Below are 17,160 nucleotides of genomic sequence, written 5' to 3'. Positions count from 1 at the left end.
CCTCGATATACTGCTGAAACCGCGCACGAAGCGCCTTCGGCAAAGGTGCTGACATGATCCGATCCTCCCAGGGAGAGGGAAGCACAATCAGCGTCTTCTGGGAATCCCCGGCGATTCAGGTTTTCATAGAAACGCTCTAACGGCTCACATGTTGGGATAGTTCGGGCCGTCGCCCCCCTGCGGCGTGACCCACTTGATGTTCTGGGGCGGGTCCTTGATGTCGCAGGTCTTGCAATGCACGCAGTTCTGGAAGTTGATCACGAACTCCGGCCCGTTTTCCTTCTCGACCACCTCGTAGACGCCGGCAGGGCAATAGCGCTGCGCCGGTTCGTTGAACTTCGGCAGGTTGTGCTCGATCGGTACGCTCGGATCCAACAGCCGCAGGTGACAGGGCTGGTTTTCTTCGTGGTTGGTCATCGAGTAGCTGACATTGGTCAGCCGGTCGAAGCTCAGCTTGCCGTCGGGCTTGGGGTAGTCGATCGTCTTGTGCTTGTCGGCAGGCTCGGTCGCCTCGGCATCGGTCTTGCCATGCCCCAGCGTGCCGAACAGCGAAAAGCCCAGCGTGTTGGTCCACATGTCCAGCCCGCCGAGGCTGAGGCTGGCCAGCAGCCCGTATTTCGACCACAGCGGCTTGACGTTGCGGACCTTCTCGAGGTCCTTGCCGATCGCGCCCTCGCGCACCTCGGTCTCGTAATCGTTCAGCTCGTCGCTGGCCCGGCCCGCCTCGATCGCGGCATGGGCCGCTTCGGCCGCGGCCATCCCCGACAGCATCGCGTTGTGGTTGCCCTTGATCCGCGGAACGTTGACCATGCCCACCGCACAGCCCAGCAGCGCCACGCCCGGTGCGACCATCTTCGGCATCGACTGATAGCCGCCCTCGGTGATCGCCCGGCCGCCATAGGCCACGCGCTTGCCGCCTTCCAGCAGTTCCTTGACCATCGGATGATGCTTGAACCGCTGGAACTCCATGTAGGGATACAGGTTCGGGTTCTTGTAATTCAGGTGAACCACGAACCCCACGTAGACCTGGTTGTTGTCGAGGTGGTAGATGAACGATCCGCCCCCGGCGTTCGACCCCAGTGGCCAGCCCATCGTGTGGGTCACGCTGCCGGGCTTGTGCTTGGCCGGGTCGATTTCCCAGATTTCCTTCATGCCGAGGCCGAATTTCTGCGGCTCCTTGCCTTTCGACAGGTCGTACTTGGCAATCACCTCCTTCGACAGGCTGCCGCGCACGCCTTCGCCAAGGAAAACATACTTGCCATGCAGTTCCATCCCCGGCTCGTAGGACGGGCCCGGCGTACCATCGGGGTTTCGCCCGAACTCGCCGGCCACCACGCCCTTCACCTCGCCATTCTCGCCATAGATCACTTCCGAGCACGCCATGCCCGGGAACACCTCGACGCCCAGCGCCTCGGCCTGCTCGGCCATCCAGCGGCAGACATTGCCCATCGAGACGACGTAGTTGCCGTGGTTGTTCATCAGCGGCGGCATCGGGAAGTTGGGGATGCGCACCTTGCCCGCCTCGCCCAGCATGAAGAAGTTGTCATCCTTCACCGGCACGTTCAGCGGCGCGCCCTTCTCCTTCCAGTCCGGGATCAGCTTGTTAAGCCCGCACGGGTCGAGCACGGCGCCCGACAGGATATGCGCGCCCACTTCCGACCCCTTCTCCAGCACCACCACCTCGCGCGAGGGGTCGAGCTGCTTCAGCCGGATCGCCGCGGACAGGCCCGCCGGGCCCGCCCCCACGATCACGACATCGTATTCCATGGCTTCGCGTTCGATCTCGGACATGTATCTTCCTTCCAAAGGCGCGGCACAGGGCCGCCGGAATTCGTTCCGCACGTGGTTATCGTCTCGGAAACACCCGCGTCAATTGGAACACGACGTTCCAGACGGGGAAAAACGGCAATATGCCGCGATTCCGCCAACGGAATGTAACCCGTTCAAGGATCGGCTATTGCAAAAACCTAGAGCATCGGGGCAATCTGTCGCGACATCTGAAAAGGGAAAAGGCCGGGGCCGACACGCGCGGCCCCGTCAGCATGAAGGGCATTCCGAATGGAAAAAATCCCGATGACACGCAAGGGTTACGAGGCCATCGAAGCCGAGCTGAAACAGCTCAAGTCGGTGGAACGCCCTGCCATCATCAAGGCGATCTCCGAGGCGCGCGAACATGGCGACCTGTCGGAGAATGCCGAGTATCATTCGGCCAAGGAGAAGCAATCCTTCATCGAAGGCCGGATCAAGGAACTGGAAGGCGCGATCAGCCTCTCGGACGTGATCGACCCCGCCAAGCTGTCCGGGCCGATCAAGTTCGGCGCGACCGTCACGCTGGTCGACGAGGACACCGACGAGGAAAAGACCTATCAGATTGTCGGCGAATACGAGGCGAGTATTGAAAAAGGCCTGCTGAACATCAAATCGCCCATTGCACGGGCCTTGATCGGCAAGGAAGAGGGCGACAGCGTCGAGGTGCACACGCCCGGTGGTGACAAGGCCTACGAAGTGCTAAAGATCGCCTATATCTAGCAGGTCCAGACCATGGCCGACCGTCAACAGACCCCGCCCACGCCGCTGGGGATCTACGACAAGTCACGCAGCGAACGGGTCTCGGGGGTCGAGGTGGCCGCCGCGGTACTCTCCGTCGTCTGGCTGGTTCTGGCGGCTGTCTTCTTTCTCTTCATGGATGCCGGGGCGCTGATCGGCGACGCTGGCGGTGCGGCGTGGTTCATCCTAGTGATGTTGCTGGTCTTCATGCCGGTGGCGATGATCTGGGTCGCCGCCACTGCCGCGCGCTCATCGAAGGTGATGCGCGAGGAAAGCCAGCGGTTGCAGGTCGCCATCGACGCCATGCGCCACGCCTACATCACGCAAAGCCAGAACCGGAACGCCGTCAGCGAACCGTCGGTGACCAAGAAACTCGAAGAGATCGCCGCCGCCCAGCGCAAGACCGAAACCGCGCTCGCCACCTTCTCCTCGACCCGCCACGCGCTTGCCCCGCCGCAGCCGCCGAAACAGATCGAGGCCGCCCCGCCCCAGGGCGAAGACCAGGTCGCCCTGCCCCTGGGCACCCCGGCCGAGGACATGCGGCCGCCGCTGGCCAGCTCCGATTTCATCCGCGCGCTGAACTTTCCCGAAACCGCCGAGGACAAGGAAGGCTTCGCCGCCCTGCGCCGCGCGCTCAAGGACCGGCCCACGGCACAGCTTATCCAGGCCGCGCAGGACGTGCTGACGCTGATGTCGCATGATGGCATCTACATGGACGACCTGCGCCCCGATCTCGCCCGCCCCGAGGTCTGGCGCCGGTTTGCCGCCGGCGAACGCGGCCGCTCCATCGCCCAGCTTGGCGGCATCCGCGACCGGTCCTCGCTTGCGCTGACGGCCGCGCGGATGAAGAGCGACCCGATCTTCCGCGACGCCGTCCACCACTTCCTGCGGATCTTCGACCGGATGATCTCGGCCTTCACCGAAACCGCCAGTGATTCCGATCTGACCGAGCTGTCGAACACCCGCACATCGCGCGCCTTCATGCTGCTCGGGCGGGTCACCGGTACCTTCGACTGAAGGCGCAAACCGGCGCCGCGTATCCTGATATTGCCAGCACCCGGTGTTCCGGGCATCATGCCCAACGGGCGAGGAGTGAGACCATGCGCAAGTTTCTTGTGGTTCTGGACGACAGCAGGGAGTGCCTGAACGCCATGCGCTTCGCGGCGATGCGGGCAGCCCATACCGGTGCGGGCGTCGAGGTTCTGGCGGTGATTCCTCCCGAGGAATTCAACCACTGGATCGGTGTGGGCGACATCATGCGCGAAGAGGCGCGCGAGCGCATCCACGCGCATTTCGAGGTCTTCGCCAAGTGGATGCGCGACAAGCAGGGGGTCGACCCAGAACTGGTCATCCGCGAGGGCGAACCGGTGACCGAGATCATGGCACAGGTGCAGGAAGACCCGGAAATCGGCGTTCTGGTCCTCGGTGCCGGCACCGACAAGAAAGGCCCCGGCCCGCTTGTCACGCAGCTTTCCAAGAACTCCGGCACGCTGACGATCCCGCTGACCATCGTCCCCGGCGACCTTTCGAAGGAGCGGCTGGAAGCCATCACCTGAGGGCAAGGCGGCGGGAAAACCCCGCGCACGGCCGGCAAGAGCGCCCGTGACACCGCGGCCAGCGGCGCATTTTTCTTGATTTACGCGTCACTTGGCGCAACTCTGACGGCATGACATTCCAATCCACACCGTTTCCCGCGCAACACGACCCCGCGCAGGTGGCGTTCCAGAGATCGGAACTCGGCATCATCCTGTCCCTTTATGGCCGCATGGTCGCCGCCGGCGAATGGCGGGACTACGGCATATCGTGCCTGCGCGAGGTGGCCGTGTTCTCGGTGTTCCGGCGCACGGCGGAAAACCCGCTATACCGCATCGAAAAACGCCCGCGCCTGCGCGGGCGGCAGGGGCAGTATGCGGTGATCGGCATGGACGGGCAGATCTTGAAGCGCGGGAGCGACCTGAAAACCGTTCTGCGGGTGCTCGAACGCAAGCTGATCCGGCCGGTGGAATAGGCCGAACCGGCGGGCCGACCCACGATTTAGAATCGTTCCAAACCTTGACAGGCGAAGCCATGGGGCGCATATCCGTTGCATCTATGGAAAGGCGTGACCCATGTTCATTCAGACCGAATCCACCCCGAACCCCGCGACGCTGAAATTCCTGCCCGGCCAGACCGTGCTGGATGCCGGCACCGCCGACTTCCCCACCTCGGAAACGGCAGGCAAGTCGCCGCTGGCCGAGCGCCTGTTCAAGGTGCAGGGTGTGACGGGTGTGTTCTTCGGCAATGATTTCGTCACCGTCACCAAGGCCGATGAGACCGAGTGGGACCACATGAAGCCCGCCATCCTCGGCGCTATCATGGAACATTTCCAATCGGGCAAGCCGGTGATGACGGGCGAGGCCGACGCCTCTTCCGGCCATGCCGACCATCACGGGGAAGATTCCGAGATCGTCGGCCAGATCAAGGAACTGCTCGACACCCGCGTCCGTCCGGCCGTGGCGCAGGACGGGGGTGACATCACCTTCCACGGGTTCGAACGCGGCGTGGTCTATCTGCACATGCAGGGCGCATGCGCGGGCTGCCCCTCGTCGACCATCACGCTGAAGATGGGCATCGAGAACCTGCTGCGCCATTACATCCCCGAGGTGACCGAGGTGCGCCCCGTTGGGATCTGACGCCCTCGTCCTGGGGTTCGACACATCGGCCGCGCATTGCGCGGCCGCTTTGCTGTCCGGCGACCGGGTTCTAAGTGTACGTGCCGAGGAAATGGGACGTGGGCAGGCGGAGAGGCTGATGCCCCTGCTGGAAGAGGTGCTTGGCGAAGGCGGTGTAGCCTGGCGCGATCTGTCCCGGATCGGCACCGGCGTGGGGCCGGGAAATTTCACCGGCATTCGCATTGCCGTCTCGGCCGCGCGAGGGCTGGCGCTCGCAATGGATATCCCCGCGATAGGCATTTCCACGTTCGATGCGGTCCGCCTGGCCACCGACGGGGGAGGTATTCCGGCTGTACCTGCCCCGCGCGACCAGGTCTACATCCGGCCGGACGGCTCAGAGCCACGCCTCGTTCCGGTGGAGGAGGCCCAGCGCCTCGGTCGGCTCGCCTACCCGCCGGAGCCCGGTCCACTGGCGCTGGCCATCGCCCGGGCGGCGGCCGCGGCCGATGTGCCGGCGCCCGCCCCTGCCCCGCTCTACATCCGGCCGGCCGACGCGGCCCCGCCGCGCGAGGCCCCGCCGCTCATCCTAGACGATGACGCCTGAAGAGATGGCCGCCTGCCACGCTCGTGCCTTTGCCGGCCACGGGCGGGCATGGTCGGCACGGGAGTTCGCCGACCTTCTCGACAGCCCGCACGTTTTTGCCGTGGGCGATGGGCGGGCCTTTGCCATTGGCCGCGCGGTCGCGGACGAGGCGGAATTGCTGACCATTGCGACCGATCCGGCGCGCCGCCGGCAGGGGCTGGGGCGCGAAACGCTGACCGCCTTCGAGATCGGCGCGGCCGAGCGTGGGGCAAGCCGGATCTTCCTTGAGGTCTCTGCCGGGAACGCGGCCGCCATCGCGCTTTACCGCTTCGCCGGATACGACGAGACCGGCCGGCGCAAGGGCTATTACCAGGGGCCGGACGGACGGGAGGATGCCGTGCTGCTGGAGAAGCAGCTCGACTGATCCCGGGTGCTGCCCCACGTCGCCCTGTCGGACGCCTCCCGCGGGAATTTTTTCGAGAAAGATGAACGTCGGGGCGCCTTCCGTCGGGCGCCATGGCGGCGGCAGGGGTTTGACGCGGGGGCAGGCCGTATCTTCTATTGACCCGAGACGGCAAACGCGGGCTTACTTGCCGCCATCACATCGCGACCGCGCACGCGAAGAGGCCGAACCGCCCGGCGTGTGCAGTCAGGTTCAGGGAGAGACAGAATGACGATGATGAAGCACATCCTTGGCGCGGCGGCGACGCTGGCCCTCGGCGCGGGCGCCGCACTGGCCGACCCGGCGCTGATCTTCGATCTGGGGGGCAAGTTCGACAAGTCGTTCAACGAAAGCGCCCATAACGGGGCACAACGCTGGGCAGAGGAAACCGGCGGCAGCTACAACGAGGTCGAACTGCAATCGGAAGCCCAGCGCGAACAGGCACTGCGCCGCTTCGCCGAGGCAGGCAACAACCCGATCGTCATGGTCGGCTTCGCCTTCGGCGAATCGCTGGGCGAGGTCGCGGCGGATTATCCGGACACCAAGTTCGCCATCATCGACATGGTGGTCGAAGAACCCAACGTACGCTCGGTTGTGTTCAACGAGCACCAGGGCAGCTACCTTGTCGGCATGATGGCCGCGCAGGCCAGCGGAAGCGGTACGGTGGGCTTCATCGGCGGGATGGACATTCCCCTGATCCGCAAATTCGCCTGCGGCTACGTGCAGGGCGTGAAGGCCGTGAACCCGGATGCCACCGTGATCCAGAACATGACCGGCACCACGCCCGCAGCCTGGAACGACCCGGTGAAGGGCTCGGAACTGACCAAGGCGCAGATCAGCCAGGGCGCCGACGTGATCTATCACGCCGCCGGGGGCACCGGCACAGGCGTGCTGCAGACGGCCGCCGACGAGGGTGTGCTCGGTATCGGCGTGGACAGCAACCAGAACCACCTGCATCCCGGCTCCGTCCTGACCTCGATGGTCAAGCGGGTCGACAACGCCGTGTACGAGGCGATGTCGGCGGGGCCGGAGATGGAAACCGGCATCGAGGTCATGGGCATCTCGAATGACGGCGTCAGCTATGCCATGGACGAGCACAACGAAAGCCTTGTTACCGACGAGATGAAGACAGCCGTCGACGAGGCCGCCGAGAAGATCGCCAGCGGCGAGCTCGAAGTGCATGACTACATGTCCGACAATACCTGCCCGGTCGAATAACCGAGCATGACAAGCGAGCACGATACGGGGCGGCAGGCATCTGCCGCCCCGGCCATTGAACTGAGGGGCATCTCGAAGGCCTTCGGCCCGGTTCAGGCGAACAAGGATATCTCGATCACCGTGGCGCCCGGCACGATCCACGGGATCATCGGCGAGAACGGGGCGGGCAAATCGACCCTGATGTCGATCCTCTACGGGTTCTACAAGGCTGACAGCGGCAAGATCTTCGTCAAGGGCCGCGAAACGCGTATCCCCGACAGCCAGGCCGCCATCGCGGCGGGCATCGGTATGGTGTTCCAGCACTTCAAGCTGGTCGAGAATTTTATCGTCCTGGAAAACGTGATCCTCGGCGCCGAGGACGGGCGGTTGCTGAAGCCCAGCATCGCCAAGGCGCGCAAATCGCTCGAAGAGCTGGCCGACGAATACGAACTGCACGTCAAACCCGATGCGCTGATCGAGGATATCGGCGTCGGCATGCAGCAGCGGGTCGAGATTCTCAAGGCGCTGTACCGGCAGGCCGATATCCTGATCCTCGACGAGCCGACAGGCGTGCTTACCCCCGCCGAGGCGGACCAGCTTTTCCGAATCCTCGCGCGGCTGAAGGAAGAGGGGAAGACGATCATCCTGATCACCCACAAGCTGCGCGAAATCATGGAAATCACCGACACCGTCAGCGTCATGCGCCGCGGCGAGATGGTGGAGACCGTCAAGACATCCGAAAGCAGTCCCGAGCAGCTGGCCGAGCTTATGGTGGGGCGCAAGGTCCTGTTGCGGGTCGAGAAATCTCCCGCCAGGCCAGGCAAGCCGGTGCTGGAGGTCGAAGGTCTGAAGGTCACCGACAGCCAGGGCGTGGAGCGGCTGCGCGGCATCGACCTGACCGTGCGGGCGGGCGAGATCGTGGGCCTGGCCGGCGTGGCCGGCAACGGTCAGTCGGAACTGCTGGAGGTGCTGGGCGGCATTCGCGAGGCGCGGGGCGAGATACGGGTGAACGGCCAGCCATTGACCCTGAGCGGCAGCGGGGCCAACGGGCGCGACAGGCGGGCCGCCGGCATCGGCCACGTTCCCGAGGATCGCCAGCGCGAAGGTCTGATCATGGATTATACCGCGTGGGAGAACATGATCTTCGGCTATCACCGCGACCCGGCGACCGGCGGCGGCGTGCTGATGAACAACGCCGCCATCATGGCCGAGGCCCGCGACAAGATGGGCCGCTTCGATGTGCGCCCGCCCGACGAGAAGCTGTCGGCCAAGAATTTCAGCGGCGGCAACCAGCAGAAGATCGACCTTGCCCGCGAGATCGAGCGCAACCCTGATCTCCTGCTGATCGGCCAGCCGACACGGGGCGTCGACATCGGCGCGATCGAGTTCATTCACAGCCAGATCATCCGCCTGCGCCACGAGGGCAAGGCGATCCTGCTTGTCAGCGTCGAACTGGACGAGATCATGGCTCTGTCGGACCGCATCGCCGTGATGTTCGATGGCCGGGTCATGGGCGAGCGGCGCCCAGACGAGACCGACGAGACGGAGCTGGGCCTGCTGATGGCCGGGATCGAAGGCAAGCCTGAGGATGCCTTCAGGGCCGTCGAGGAGGCGCAATTCGCCCAGGCCGCAGAGACCGAGGAGGAGAAGCATCATGGATAGGATGCCGGCCTGGGCCGATGCGGTGCTGGTGCCCCTTATTTCGATCATCCTGGCGGCGCTGATTTCGGCGCTGGTGATCCTCTTCATCGGTGAAGACCCGATCGCGGCGGTCAAGCTGATGGTGACGGGGGCGCTGGGGTCGACCTATGGCTGGGGCTACACGCTCTATTACGCGACGAACTTCCTGTTCACCGGGCTGGCCTTTGCCGTGGCGAGCCATGCGGGATTGTTCAACATCGGCTCGGAGGGGCAGGCGATGATCGGGGGCTTGGGCGTGGCGCTGGTCTGCCTGGCGATCCCGTGGCCGCACTGGGCGCTGGCCCTGCCCGCCGCCATTGTCGGCGGGGCGGTGTTCGGAGCGCTCTGGGCGCTGATCCCGGCGTGGCTTCAGGCCAAACGCGGCAGCCATATCGTGATCACCACCATCATGTTCAACTTCATCGCGGCCGCCGTGCTGAATTACATGCTGGTCAACATCCTGCGCCCCGCCGGCTCGATGGACCCGGCGACGGCGAAATTTCCCGAAGGCGCGCATTTGCCGACCCTGCACGACCTTCTGGCGCCCTTCGGCATCGCCTTCTCGAAATCGTCGCCCGCCAATATCAGCCTTGTGGTGGCGGTCGCTGCCTGCGTGCTGGTGTGGCTGTTGATCTGGCGCACCCGGCTGGGCTTCGAGATCCGGGCGCTGGGACATTCGCAAAGCGCCTCGCGCTATGCCGGGATTCCACCGGTGAGGATCGTGGTCATCGCGATGCTCATTTCCGGCGCGCTCTCCGGCTGCATGGCGATCAACAACGTGATGGGCGAGGCCGAACGGCTGATCCTGAACGCGACCGAAGGGGCGGGCTTCATCGGTATCGCCGTGGCCCTCATGGGGCGCAATCATCCGCTGGGCGTGTTTCTCGCGGCGATCCTGTTCGGATTTCTCTACCAGGGCGGAGCGGAGCTGGCCCTGTGGACAACGATCCCCCGAGAGCTGATCATCGTCATCCAGGCGCTGGTGATCCTGTTCACCGGCGCGCTCGACAACATGGTACGGATGCCGCTGGAACGGGTCTTCATGGCGATGCGCAGGCGGAGGCGGACATGATCGACCTTGCCCCTTACCTTCCCGGGTTCATCGCGGCCTATGCCATCCTGCTGGTCGGCGCGGCCTCTCCCGGCCCGGCCGTGGCGATGCTGTTGGGAATTTCCACGGTGCAGGGGCGCGGGCCCGCGCTGATTACCTGCGCGGGGATCGCCACGGGCAGCATGACGATCAACCTGTTGACCATGATCGGCATCGGGCTGCTGTTGTCGCAGGCGGCATGGGCCATGAACCTCTTGCGGCTTGTCGGCGCCGCCTACCTGCTCTGGCTGGCCTGGGGGGCGTTCCGCAAGGCGATAAATCCGCCGAAGGTGACTGTGGAGGCCGCGCCGGTACAATCTGCCGCCACGCTCTTCACCAAGGGTTACCTGTTGCAGGTGACCAACCCCAAGGCCATCGCCTTCTGGTTGGCCATTGCGGCAGTGGGCGCGGTGAACGGGGCACCCACGTCGGTGATCGCGGCATTCGTGGCCGGCGCCTTCGTCATTTCCTTCGCGATGCATGCGGCCTGGGCTTTGGTGCTCTCCTCGCGACCGGTGCGCGCGGCCTATGCCGGCGGGCGGCGGTGGATCGAGGCGGGGCTCGGCAGCTTTTTTACCTTCGCCGCGTTCAAGCTGGCCACGGCAGAGAGGTAGCGCGATGGATTTCATGACCGTCCTGCAGGTGCTCGACAGCACGGTCCGGCTAGCCACGCCGCTTCTGCTGGCCTGCCTTGCCGGGCTGTTCAGCGAGCGGGCGGGCATTTTCGACATCGGGCTGGAAGGCAAGATGCTGATTGCCGCGTTTTTCTCGGCGGCGGTCGCCTATGCCAGTGGATCGGTCTGGCTGGGCCTGCTGGCCGGGATCGGGTCGTCGATGCTGCTGTCCGGGCTGCACGGGCTGGCCTCGATCACCTTCCGGGGGAACCAGCTGATTTCCGGAGTGGCAATCAACTTCCTTGCGGCGGGCATGACGGTGCTGATCGCGCAGGACTGGTTTGCCGAGGGCGGGCGCACCCCGTCGCTCATCGGGGCCGCGCGGTTCGAGCCGATCACCCTGCCGCTGGCCGAGAGCCTGAGGGGCGTGCCGCTGCTCGGGCCGGTCTATGCCGAGCTGATCTCGGGCCACACGATCCTTGTCTATCTCGCGGTCTTCTGCGTTCCGGCGACGTGGTGGGTGCTGTTCCGCACCCGTTTCGGCCTGCGGCTTCGCGCGGTGGGGGAGAACCCGGCAGCGGTCGACACGGCCGGCATTTCGGTCGTGGGGATGCGTTTTGCGGCCGTCATGATCTGCGGCGTGCTCTGCGGCATCGCCGGGGCCTATCTCGCGACCGCCCTGCAGGCCGGGTTCGTCAAGGACATGACGGCGGGCCGGGGCTACATCGCGCTTGCCGCGTTGATCTTTGCCAAATGGCGGCCGTGGTACGCGCTGTGGGCCACCCTGCTGTTCGGCCTGCTTCAGGCGGTGGCCCTGCGCTATCAGAACATCGAAGTGGGCGGGCTGATCATCCCCGTGCAGCTCATGGATGCGCTGCCGTACATCCTGACGGTCATCATCCTTGCCGGGTTCGTGGGCCGGGCGATCCCGCCACGGGCCGGCGGCCAGCCCTATGTGAAGGAGCGTTAGTCGCTCTGGCGGTCCGCATCGGCCGTCAAAGCATACACAAGGCGGACCATCGGGACACAAATTGGTACGATGGTCGGCGCGTGGATGAACATCGGATACGTGCGGCGCCTGCTGATGCTTCTGATAGCGGAAGCCTGTCCCGAACTGAATGTCTTCGCGTATTGATGCCGGTCGACCTCTGTTCAGGCAGCCGGCGACCGTCAGATCGCGGGCGCATTTTCACGCAATTGTAAAGCCAGTTCACAACATGTGATCCGACCAGAAAGGCTTGCAACGGCGTGCCCGCTTGCAAAGAACAGGGACATGGGGCTAAGGGGCTTCATGCTGATATACCTTCCGATCGCCGAGGTCTCCGTCAACGCCTTCCTTCTGCTGGGGCTGGGCGGGCTGGTCGGTGTCCTGTCGGGTATGTTCGGCGTTGGTGGCGGCTTCCTGATGACGCCGCTTCTGTTCTTCATCGGTATTCCCCCCGCCGTCGCCGTGGCGACAGAGGCGAACCAGATCGTCGCCTCGTCCTTCTCGGGCGTATTGGCGCATTTGCGGCGAAAAACCGTCGACCTGCGCATGGGCACGGTGCTGCTGATCGGCGGTCTGATCGGGGCGGCACTCGGGGTGGTGGTGTTCAACTACCTGCGCTCGCTGGGCCAGGTCGATCTGCTGGTCCGGCTTTGCTATGTCGTCTTCCTGGGCGTGATCGGCGGGATGATGTTCTTCGAAAGCCTGCGCGCGATTCGGAAATCGCGCCGCGGCGGCGGGGCACCGGCCCGACGGAAGCATACATGGGTGCAGAAGCTGCCGTTCAAGATGCGGTTCCGCACCTCCGGCCTTTACATCAGCGTCATCCCCCCGGTGATCGTCGGCATCCTTGTCGGTATTCTCGCGGCCATCATGGGCGTCGGCGGCGGCTTCATCATGGTGCCGGCGATGATCTATATCCTCGGGATGCCCACCAAGGTGGTTGTCGGCACGTCGCTCTTCCAGATCATCTTCGTCACCGCCTTCACCACCATGCTGCACGCCACCACTAACTACACGGTCGACGTGGCGCTTGCGGTGCTGCTGCTGGTGGGCGGCGTCATCGGTGCGCAGATCGGCACCAGCATCGGCACCAAGATGAAGGCCGAGCAGCTGCGTATCCTGCTGGCCCTGATGGTGCTGGCCGTCTGCTTCAAGCTGGCCCTCGACCTTCTGTTGCAGCCGAGCGAGCTGTATTCCATCGGCGCGCTAGGGGGGCACTGACCGATGGCGCGGCTCCTGGTCATCCTCCTGCTCTTCGCCCTGCCCGCCCGGGCCGAGGAAGTCGTGCTCGGCCTCAGCCAGAGCGAAGTGGCGATCACCGCCAATTTCGACGGCTCGCACATCCTTGTCTTCGGGGCGGTGAAACGCGAGGTGCCGATCCCCGCGGGCCCGCCGCTTCAGGTGGTGGTCGCGGTCTCCGGACCCTCTAAGCCGGTTCTGGTCCGCCGCAAGGAACGGCGGTTCGGCATCTGGGTGAACACCGACAGCGTCCTGGTCGACAGCGCGCCCAGCTTCTACGCCGTCGCCACCAGCGGACCGTTCGAGGAGGTGCTGACCGATGTCGAGGACCTGCGCCACCGGGTATCCATCGAACGGGCGATCCGTTCTGTCGGGGCGGCGATGCATATCCGCGGGGCTCAGGATTTTGCCGATGCAGTGGTGCGCATCCGCGAACGCTCGGGGCTTTACAAGATCGTCGAGGATTCGGTGGCCGTCGATCAGCAGACGCTGTTCCGTACCGCCATCGACATGCCGGCGAACCTGACCGAGGGGGAATATTCCACCCGCATTTTCCTGACCCGGGAAGGCAGGGTGGTTTCGGTCTACGAGACCACCATCGACGTGCGCAAGGTGGGGCTGGAACGCTGGCTTTACAACATGTCCAGGAATCAGCCGCTGATCTACGGCCTGATGTCCTTGGCCATCGCCATTGCTGCCGGCTGGGGTGCTTCGGCGGGGTTCCGGATGCTGCGGCAGGGGTGATTTCCCGTCAGTACCGGAACAGGCGCCGCTGCCCTGCGTTTTTTCCCGGATGACGCCCCTACCCAACCGTGCTACCTCACTCCCATGAGCCAGATGCCCTCGAAGGACGAAATCCTCAAGTGGATTTCCGACAACCCGACCCTCACCTCGAAACGCGATATCGCCAAGGCTTTCGGGATCAAGGGCGCTGCGCGGATCGACCTGAAACGCGTGCTCAGGGAACTCGAGGACGAAGGCCATCTCGAGAAGCGCAAGAAGACCTATCGCGACCCCGACAAGCTGCCGCCGGTGAGCGTGCTTCAGGTGTCGGGCCAGACCAGTGACGGCGAGCTGCTGGCCAAGCCGCTGGAATGGCATGGCGAGGGGGTCGAGCCGGTCGTCCTGCTGATCCCGCGCGCGTCGGACCCGGCGCTGGGCGAAGGCGACCGTATCCTGGCGCGTTTGCAGGAGGTGAAGGGCGAGGATCACCATTACGACGCCCGCCTGATCCGCCGCATCGGAACCAACCCCCGCAAGATCCTCGGCGTGTTCCGCAAGGGGGCCGAGGGCGGGCGGATCGTGCCCATCGACAAGGGCGACGGCAAGGAATGGACGGTGGCGGCCGATGCGGCAGGCGGCGCCAAGGATGGCGAGCTGGTCGAGGCCGAACAGGCCGGGCCCAAGGGCCGGATGGGCCTGCTCAAGGCGCGCATCGTCGAACGGCTGGGCGATCCCTCTGCCCCCAAGGCCGTGTCGCTGATCGCCATTCACCAGCATGGTATTCCCGACGATTTTCCCGACGAGGTGATCACCGAGGCCGACAGCATGAAGCCCGCCGGCCTGTCGGGGCGCGAAGACCTGCGCGACATGCCGCTCGTCACCATCGACCCTTCGGACGCGCGCGACCATGACGATGCGGTCTGGGCCCATGCCGATGACGACCCGAAGAACGAGGGCGGCCACGTGCTATGGGTCGCCATCGCGGACGTGGCGCATTACGTGACCCCCGGTTCGGAACTGGACGCCGAGGCGCGCAAGCGGGGCAATTCCAGCTATTTTCCCGACCGCGTCGTGCCGATGCTGCCTGACCGTCTGTCAGGCGACCTGTGCAGCCTGCACGAAGGCGTGCCGCGCGCCTGTATCGCCGTGCGGATGCAGATCGACGCGAACGGGCAGAAGGTCGGCCACCGCTTCGTGCGGGGGCTGATGCGCTCCGCTGCCTCGCTGAGCTACGAGGAAGTGCAGCGGGCGATGGACGGGGAGCCCAGCGACAAGTGCGGCCCGCTGATGGACGAGGTGATCAAGCCGCTCTACGCCGCCCACGCCGCCTTGCAAACGGCCCGCAATACCCGCCAGCCGCTCGACCTCGACCTGCCGGAACGCAAGGTCGTACTGAGCAACGAGGGCAAGGTGCTGTCGGTCAATTTCGCCGACCGGCTGGATGCCCACAAGCTGATCGAGGAATTCATGGTGCTGGCCAACGTGGCCGCCGCCGAGACCCTAATCGCCAAGAAATCCCCCCTGCTCTTCCGCGTCCACGAAGAGCCGCCGCCCGAAAAACTCGACACCCTGCGCGAGGTGGCCGAGGCCGCCGGGCTGGTGCTGGCGAAGGGTCAGGTGCTGCGCACGTCACACCTGAACCAGCTTCTGCACGCCGCCGAGGGCACTGACCATTCCGATGTGATCAACATGTCGACCCTTCGCGCCATGACCCAGGCCTATTACAATCCGTCGAATTTCGGTCATTTCGGGCTGGCACTGCAGGCCTATGCGCATTTCACTTCGCCGATCCGGCGCTATGCCGACCTCGTGGTACACCGGGGGCTGATCTCGGCCCATGGCTGGGGCGATGACGGGCTGAGCCGGGCCGACGAGGAGCGGCTGCAGAGCACCGCCGAGCATATCAGCGAAACCGAGCGCCGCTCGATGACCGCCGAGCGGGACACGAACGACCGCTACCTTGCCGCCTACCTGTCGGAACGGGTGGGCGAGGAGTTCACCGGCCGGGTCAGCGGCGTGGCCCGGTTCGGCGCCTTCGTTCGGCTGGACGAGACCGGCGCCGACGGGCTGATCCCGGTGCGCGCGCTGGGGCGGGAGTTCTTCCATTTCGATCGGGATGCCGGTACGCTGATGGGGGCCGATACCGGCCTCACTATCGGGCTCGGCCAGAGGGTTACCGTGCGCCTGTCCGAGGCGGCGCCGGTGACGGGGGGCATCGCCCTCGACCTAATCAGCATCGACGGCAAGACCGTGCAGCAGGGCCAATCGGCCAAGCGCGGCAAGTCCCGCGGCAAACCGGTCAAGCGCAAACCGGCACGTGCCGCGAAGAAGGACGCCAAGGTTAAGCGGAAGGTCAAGCGCAGCCGGCGTTAGACCGTGAGGATCAGCCAGCCGATATAGACCACGTAGGCCGTGACCAGCGCGGCCCCTTCGCGCCGCCCGACGCGCCAACCGGTGCGCGCGAAGACCAGGAACACCACGGTCGCGGCCAGCATGACCCAGATGTCGAACCCGGCGATGCTTTCGGGCACGGCAAGGGGCGACACGATGGCGGTGATGCCCAGAATGCCGAGAATGTTGAAGATATTGCTGCCGACGACGTTGCCGAAGGCCACGTCACCCTGCCCCTTGCGCGCCGCGATGACAGAGGTGACGAGTTCGGGCATCGACGTGCCGATGGCGACAATGGTCAGGCCGATCACCTCCTCCGGCATGCCGAACCGTTGGGCCAGCCCGATGGCCCCGTCTACCAGGAACCGCGCGCCAAGCAGGGTCGCGGCCAGACCGGCGAACAGGATCAGCCCCGCGCGCCAGATGGTTCCACGGGGTACGGCAAGAACGTCCGCCTCGTTCTCGTACATTCCTGCCGCGGCGGTGTGGCGGCGGCGTTCGATGACGATCGTCGCGATCAGATAGGCCAGAAGTGCGCCGACGAAGACCGTTCCGGCCAGCCGACCCACGTTGCCGGCGAACACGACACCGACGCAGGCGAGCGATGCCAGCAACAAGACCGATCCGTCGCGGCGAAGCACCTCGGGCGCGACGCCAATGGGGGCGATCAGGGCGCCGATGCCGAGGATCAGAAGGATATTCCCGCTGTTGCTGCCGACGATGTTGCCGATGGCGATGCCGGGCGAGCCGGCAAAGGCCGCCTGAAGGCTGGTGACAAGCTCCGGCGCCGAGGTGCCGAAGCCCACGATGGTCAGACCGATCAGAAGGGGCGAAACGCCGAACCCCCGCGCCAGCGCCACGGCGCCGCGCACCAGCATGTCGCCACCGACCAGCAGCGCGACCAGTCCGGCCAGAACGAGGACAATGTCCATTCCCGTGCTCCCTTGCGTCTTGGCGCCCGGAGACTGGGCGTTCAGACTCGGCACATGCGCCTGCAGCGGGCGCCTTTCAAGGG

17 protein-coding genes are annotated in these 17,160 nt (G+C 65.2%); 15 read left to right on the top strand and 2 right to left on the bottom strand.

Annotated elements, in window-relative coordinates; genetic code table 11:
• Nucleotides 1–144: 144 nt before the first annotated feature.
• Nucleotides 145–1,791 carry an electron transfer flavoprotein-ubiquinone oxidoreductase gene (locus RLN94_RS01545; RefSeq protein ID WP_350125661.1) on the bottom strand — a complete coding sequence of 549 codons (1,647 nt, stop codon included), beginning with the start codon at nt 1,789–1,791 and terminating at the stop codon, nt 145–147.
• Nucleotides 1,792–2,058: 267 nt separating this feature from the next.
• On the opposite strand from RLN94_RS01545, the gene greA reads away from it, so the two are divergent.
• The 15 genes from greA (at nt 2,059) to rnr (ending at nt 16,127) form a co-directional block, all read left to right on the top strand.
• Nucleotides 2,059–2,529: a transcription elongation factor GreA gene (gene greA / locus RLN94_RS01540; RefSeq protein ID WP_300894957.1), complete on the top strand. Its 471-nt coding sequence runs from the start codon at nt 2,059–2,061 to the stop codon at nt 2,527–2,529.
• A 12-nt stretch (nt 2,530–2,541) separates the two neighbouring features.
• The gene (locus RLN94_RS01535; protein ID WP_350125665.1) at nt 2,542–3,564 is read left to right on the top strand and encodes a hypothetical protein; all 1,023 of its coding nucleotides are present in this window, start codon (nt 2,542–2,544) and stop codon (nt 3,562–3,564) included.
• An 83-nt stretch (nt 3,565–3,647) separates the two neighbouring features.
• A complete protein-coding gene (locus RLN94_RS01530) occupies nt 3,648–4,103 on the top strand; it encodes a universal stress protein (RefSeq protein ID WP_350125668.1) in 456 nt (151 codons plus the stop codon).
• Between the two features lie 110 nt (nt 4,104–4,213).
• A complete protein-coding gene (locus RLN94_RS01525) occupies nt 4,214–4,555 on the top strand; it encodes a DUF2794 domain-containing protein (protein WP_350125671.1) in 342 nt (113 codons plus the stop codon).
• A 100-nt stretch (nt 4,556–4,655) separates the two neighbouring features.
• The gene (locus RLN94_RS01520; protein ID WP_350125674.1) at nt 4,656–5,219 is read left to right on the top strand and encodes a NifU family protein; all 564 of its coding nucleotides are present in this window, start codon (nt 4,656–4,658) and stop codon (nt 5,217–5,219) included.
• Nucleotides 5,209–5,802 carry a tRNA (adenosine(37)-N6)-threonylcarbamoyltransferase complex dimerization subunit type 1 TsaB gene (gene tsaB / locus RLN94_RS01515; RefSeq protein WP_350125677.1) on the top strand — a complete coding sequence of 198 codons (594 nt, stop codon included), beginning with the start codon at nt 5,209–5,211 and terminating at the stop codon, nt 5,800–5,802. Before RLN94_RS01520 ends, tsaB begins: the two co-directional genes overlap by 11 nt.
• The gene (locus tag RLN94_RS01510; protein WP_350125680.1) at nt 5,792–6,205 is read left to right on the top strand and encodes a GNAT family N-acetyltransferase; all 414 of its coding nucleotides are present in this window, start codon (nt 5,792–5,794) and stop codon (nt 6,203–6,205) included. Before tsaB ends, RLN94_RS01510 begins: the two co-directional genes overlap by 11 nt.
• 246 nt (nt 6,206–6,451) lie before the next feature.
• Nucleotides 6,452–7,441, top strand: coding sequence for a BMP family lipoprotein (locus RLN94_RS01505; protein WP_350125683.1), 990 nt, complete (start codon nt 6,452–6,454; stop codon nt 7,439–7,441).
• Nucleotides 7,442–7,447: 6 nt separating this feature from the next.
• Nucleotides 7,448–9,082: an ABC transporter ATP-binding protein gene (locus RLN94_RS01500; protein ID WP_350168438.1), complete on the top strand. Its 1,635-nt coding sequence runs from the start codon at nt 7,448–7,450 to the stop codon at nt 9,080–9,082.
• Nucleotides 9,075–10,172 carry an ABC transporter permease gene (locus tag RLN94_RS01495; protein ID WP_350125691.1) on the top strand — a complete coding sequence of 366 codons (1,098 nt, stop codon included), beginning with the start codon at nt 9,075–9,077 and terminating at the stop codon, nt 10,170–10,172. The genes RLN94_RS01500 and RLN94_RS01495 overlap by 8 nt, the downstream gene beginning before the upstream one ends.
• The gene (locus tag RLN94_RS01490; RefSeq protein WP_350125694.1) at nt 10,169–10,804 is read left to right on the top strand and encodes a LysE family translocator; all 636 of its coding nucleotides are present in this window, start codon (nt 10,169–10,171) and stop codon (nt 10,802–10,804) included. Before RLN94_RS01495 ends, RLN94_RS01490 begins: the two co-directional genes overlap by 4 nt.
• Before the next feature lie 4 nt (nt 10,805–10,808).
• On the top strand, nt 10,809–11,774 hold the full coding sequence (locus RLN94_RS01485) for an ABC transporter permease (RefSeq protein ID WP_350125697.1): 966 nt from the start codon (nt 10,809–10,811) through the stop codon (nt 11,772–11,774).
• 321 nt (nt 11,775–12,095) lie between these two features.
• Nucleotides 12,096–13,013: a sulfite exporter TauE/SafE family protein gene (locus RLN94_RS01480; protein WP_350125700.1), complete on the top strand. Its 918-nt coding sequence runs from the start codon at nt 12,096–12,098 to the stop codon at nt 13,011–13,013.
• Between the two features lie 3 nt (nt 13,014–13,016).
• Nucleotides 13,017–13,775: a TIGR02186 family protein gene (locus RLN94_RS01475; RefSeq protein ID WP_350125703.1), complete on the top strand. Its 759-nt coding sequence runs from the start codon at nt 13,017–13,019 to the stop codon at nt 13,773–13,775.
• A gap of 84 nt (nt 13,776–13,859) precedes the next feature.
• Entirely contained in the window at nt 13,860–16,127 is a 2,268-nt protein-coding gene (gene rnr / locus RLN94_RS01470) for a ribonuclease R (RefSeq protein WP_350125706.1), read from the top strand.
• Here rnr and RLN94_RS01465 read toward each other — a convergent pair.
• Nucleotides 16,124–17,077: a calcium/sodium antiporter gene (locus tag RLN94_RS01465; protein ID WP_350125709.1), complete on the bottom strand. Its 954-nt coding sequence runs from the start codon at nt 17,075–17,077 to the stop codon at nt 16,124–16,126. The genes rnr and RLN94_RS01465 overlap by 4 nt on opposite strands.
• Nucleotides 17,078–17,160: the final 83 nt, after the last annotated feature.

This window comes from Roseovarius sp. (genome assembly GCF_040223625.1).
Classification (GTDB): Bacteria; Pseudomonadota; Alphaproteobacteria; order Rhodobacterales; family Rhodobacteraceae; genus Roseovarius.
Note: the sequence above shows the minus strand (reverse complement) of the source record. Positions and strands in the feature narration are given on the sequence as shown.

Excerpts from the sequence above, each read along its gene's own strand:
- RLN94_RS01545 (WP_350125661.1), bottom strand. The coding sequence starts at position 1,791 with ATGTCCGAGATCGAACGCGAAGCCATGGAATACGATGTCGTGATCGTG.
- RLN94_RS01500 (WP_350168438.1), top strand. The coding sequence starts at position 7,448 with ATGACAAGCGAGCACGATACGGGGCGGCAGGCATCTGCCGCCCCGGCC.
- RLN94_RS01485 (WP_350125697.1), top strand. The coding sequence starts at position 10,809 with ATGGATTTCATGACCGTCCTGCAGGTGCTCGACAGCACGGTCCGGCTA.
- rnr (WP_350125706.1), top strand. The coding sequence starts at position 13,860 with ATGAGCCAGATGCCCTCGAAGGACGAAATCCTCAAGTGGATTTCCGAC.
- RLN94_RS01480 (WP_350125700.1), top strand. The coding sequence starts at position 12,096 with ATGCTGATATACCTTCCGATCGCCGAGGTCTCCGTCAACGCCTTCCTT.
- RLN94_RS01535 (WP_350125665.1), top strand. The coding sequence starts at position 2,542 with ATGGCCGACCGTCAACAGACCCCGCCCACGCCGCTGGGGATCTACGAC.
- RLN94_RS01530 (WP_350125668.1), top strand. The coding sequence starts at position 3,648 with ATGCGCAAGTTTCTTGTGGTTCTGGACGACAGCAGGGAGTGCCTGAAC.
- RLN94_RS01475 (WP_350125703.1), top strand. The coding sequence starts at position 13,017 with ATGGCGCGGCTCCTGGTCATCCTCCTGCTCTTCGCCCTGCCCGCCCGG.
- RLN94_RS01505 (WP_350125683.1), top strand. The coding sequence starts at position 6,452 with ATGACGATGATGAAGCACATCCTTGGCGCGGCGGCGACGCTGGCCCTC.
- RLN94_RS01465 (WP_350125709.1), bottom strand. The coding sequence starts at position 17,077 with ATGGACATTGTCCTCGTTCTGGCCGGACTGGTCGCGCTGCTGGTCGGT.
- RLN94_RS01495 (WP_350125691.1), top strand. The coding sequence starts at position 9,075 with ATGGATAGGATGCCGGCCTGGGCCGATGCGGTGCTGGTGCCCCTTATT.
- greA (WP_300894957.1), top strand. The coding sequence starts at position 2,059 with ATGGAAAAAATCCCGATGACACGCAAGGGTTACGAGGCCATCGAAGCC.
- RLN94_RS01520 (WP_350125674.1), top strand. The coding sequence starts at position 4,656 with ATGTTCATTCAGACCGAATCCACCCCGAACCCCGCGACGCTGAAATTC.
- RLN94_RS01525 (WP_350125671.1), top strand. The coding sequence starts at position 4,214 with ATGACATTCCAATCCACACCGTTTCCCGCGCAACACGACCCCGCGCAG.
- RLN94_RS01510 (WP_350125680.1), top strand. The coding sequence starts at position 5,792 with ATGACGCCTGAAGAGATGGCCGCCTGCCACGCTCGTGCCTTTGCCGGC.
- RLN94_RS01490 (WP_350125694.1), top strand. The coding sequence starts at position 10,169 with ATGATCGACCTTGCCCCTTACCTTCCCGGGTTCATCGCGGCCTATGCC.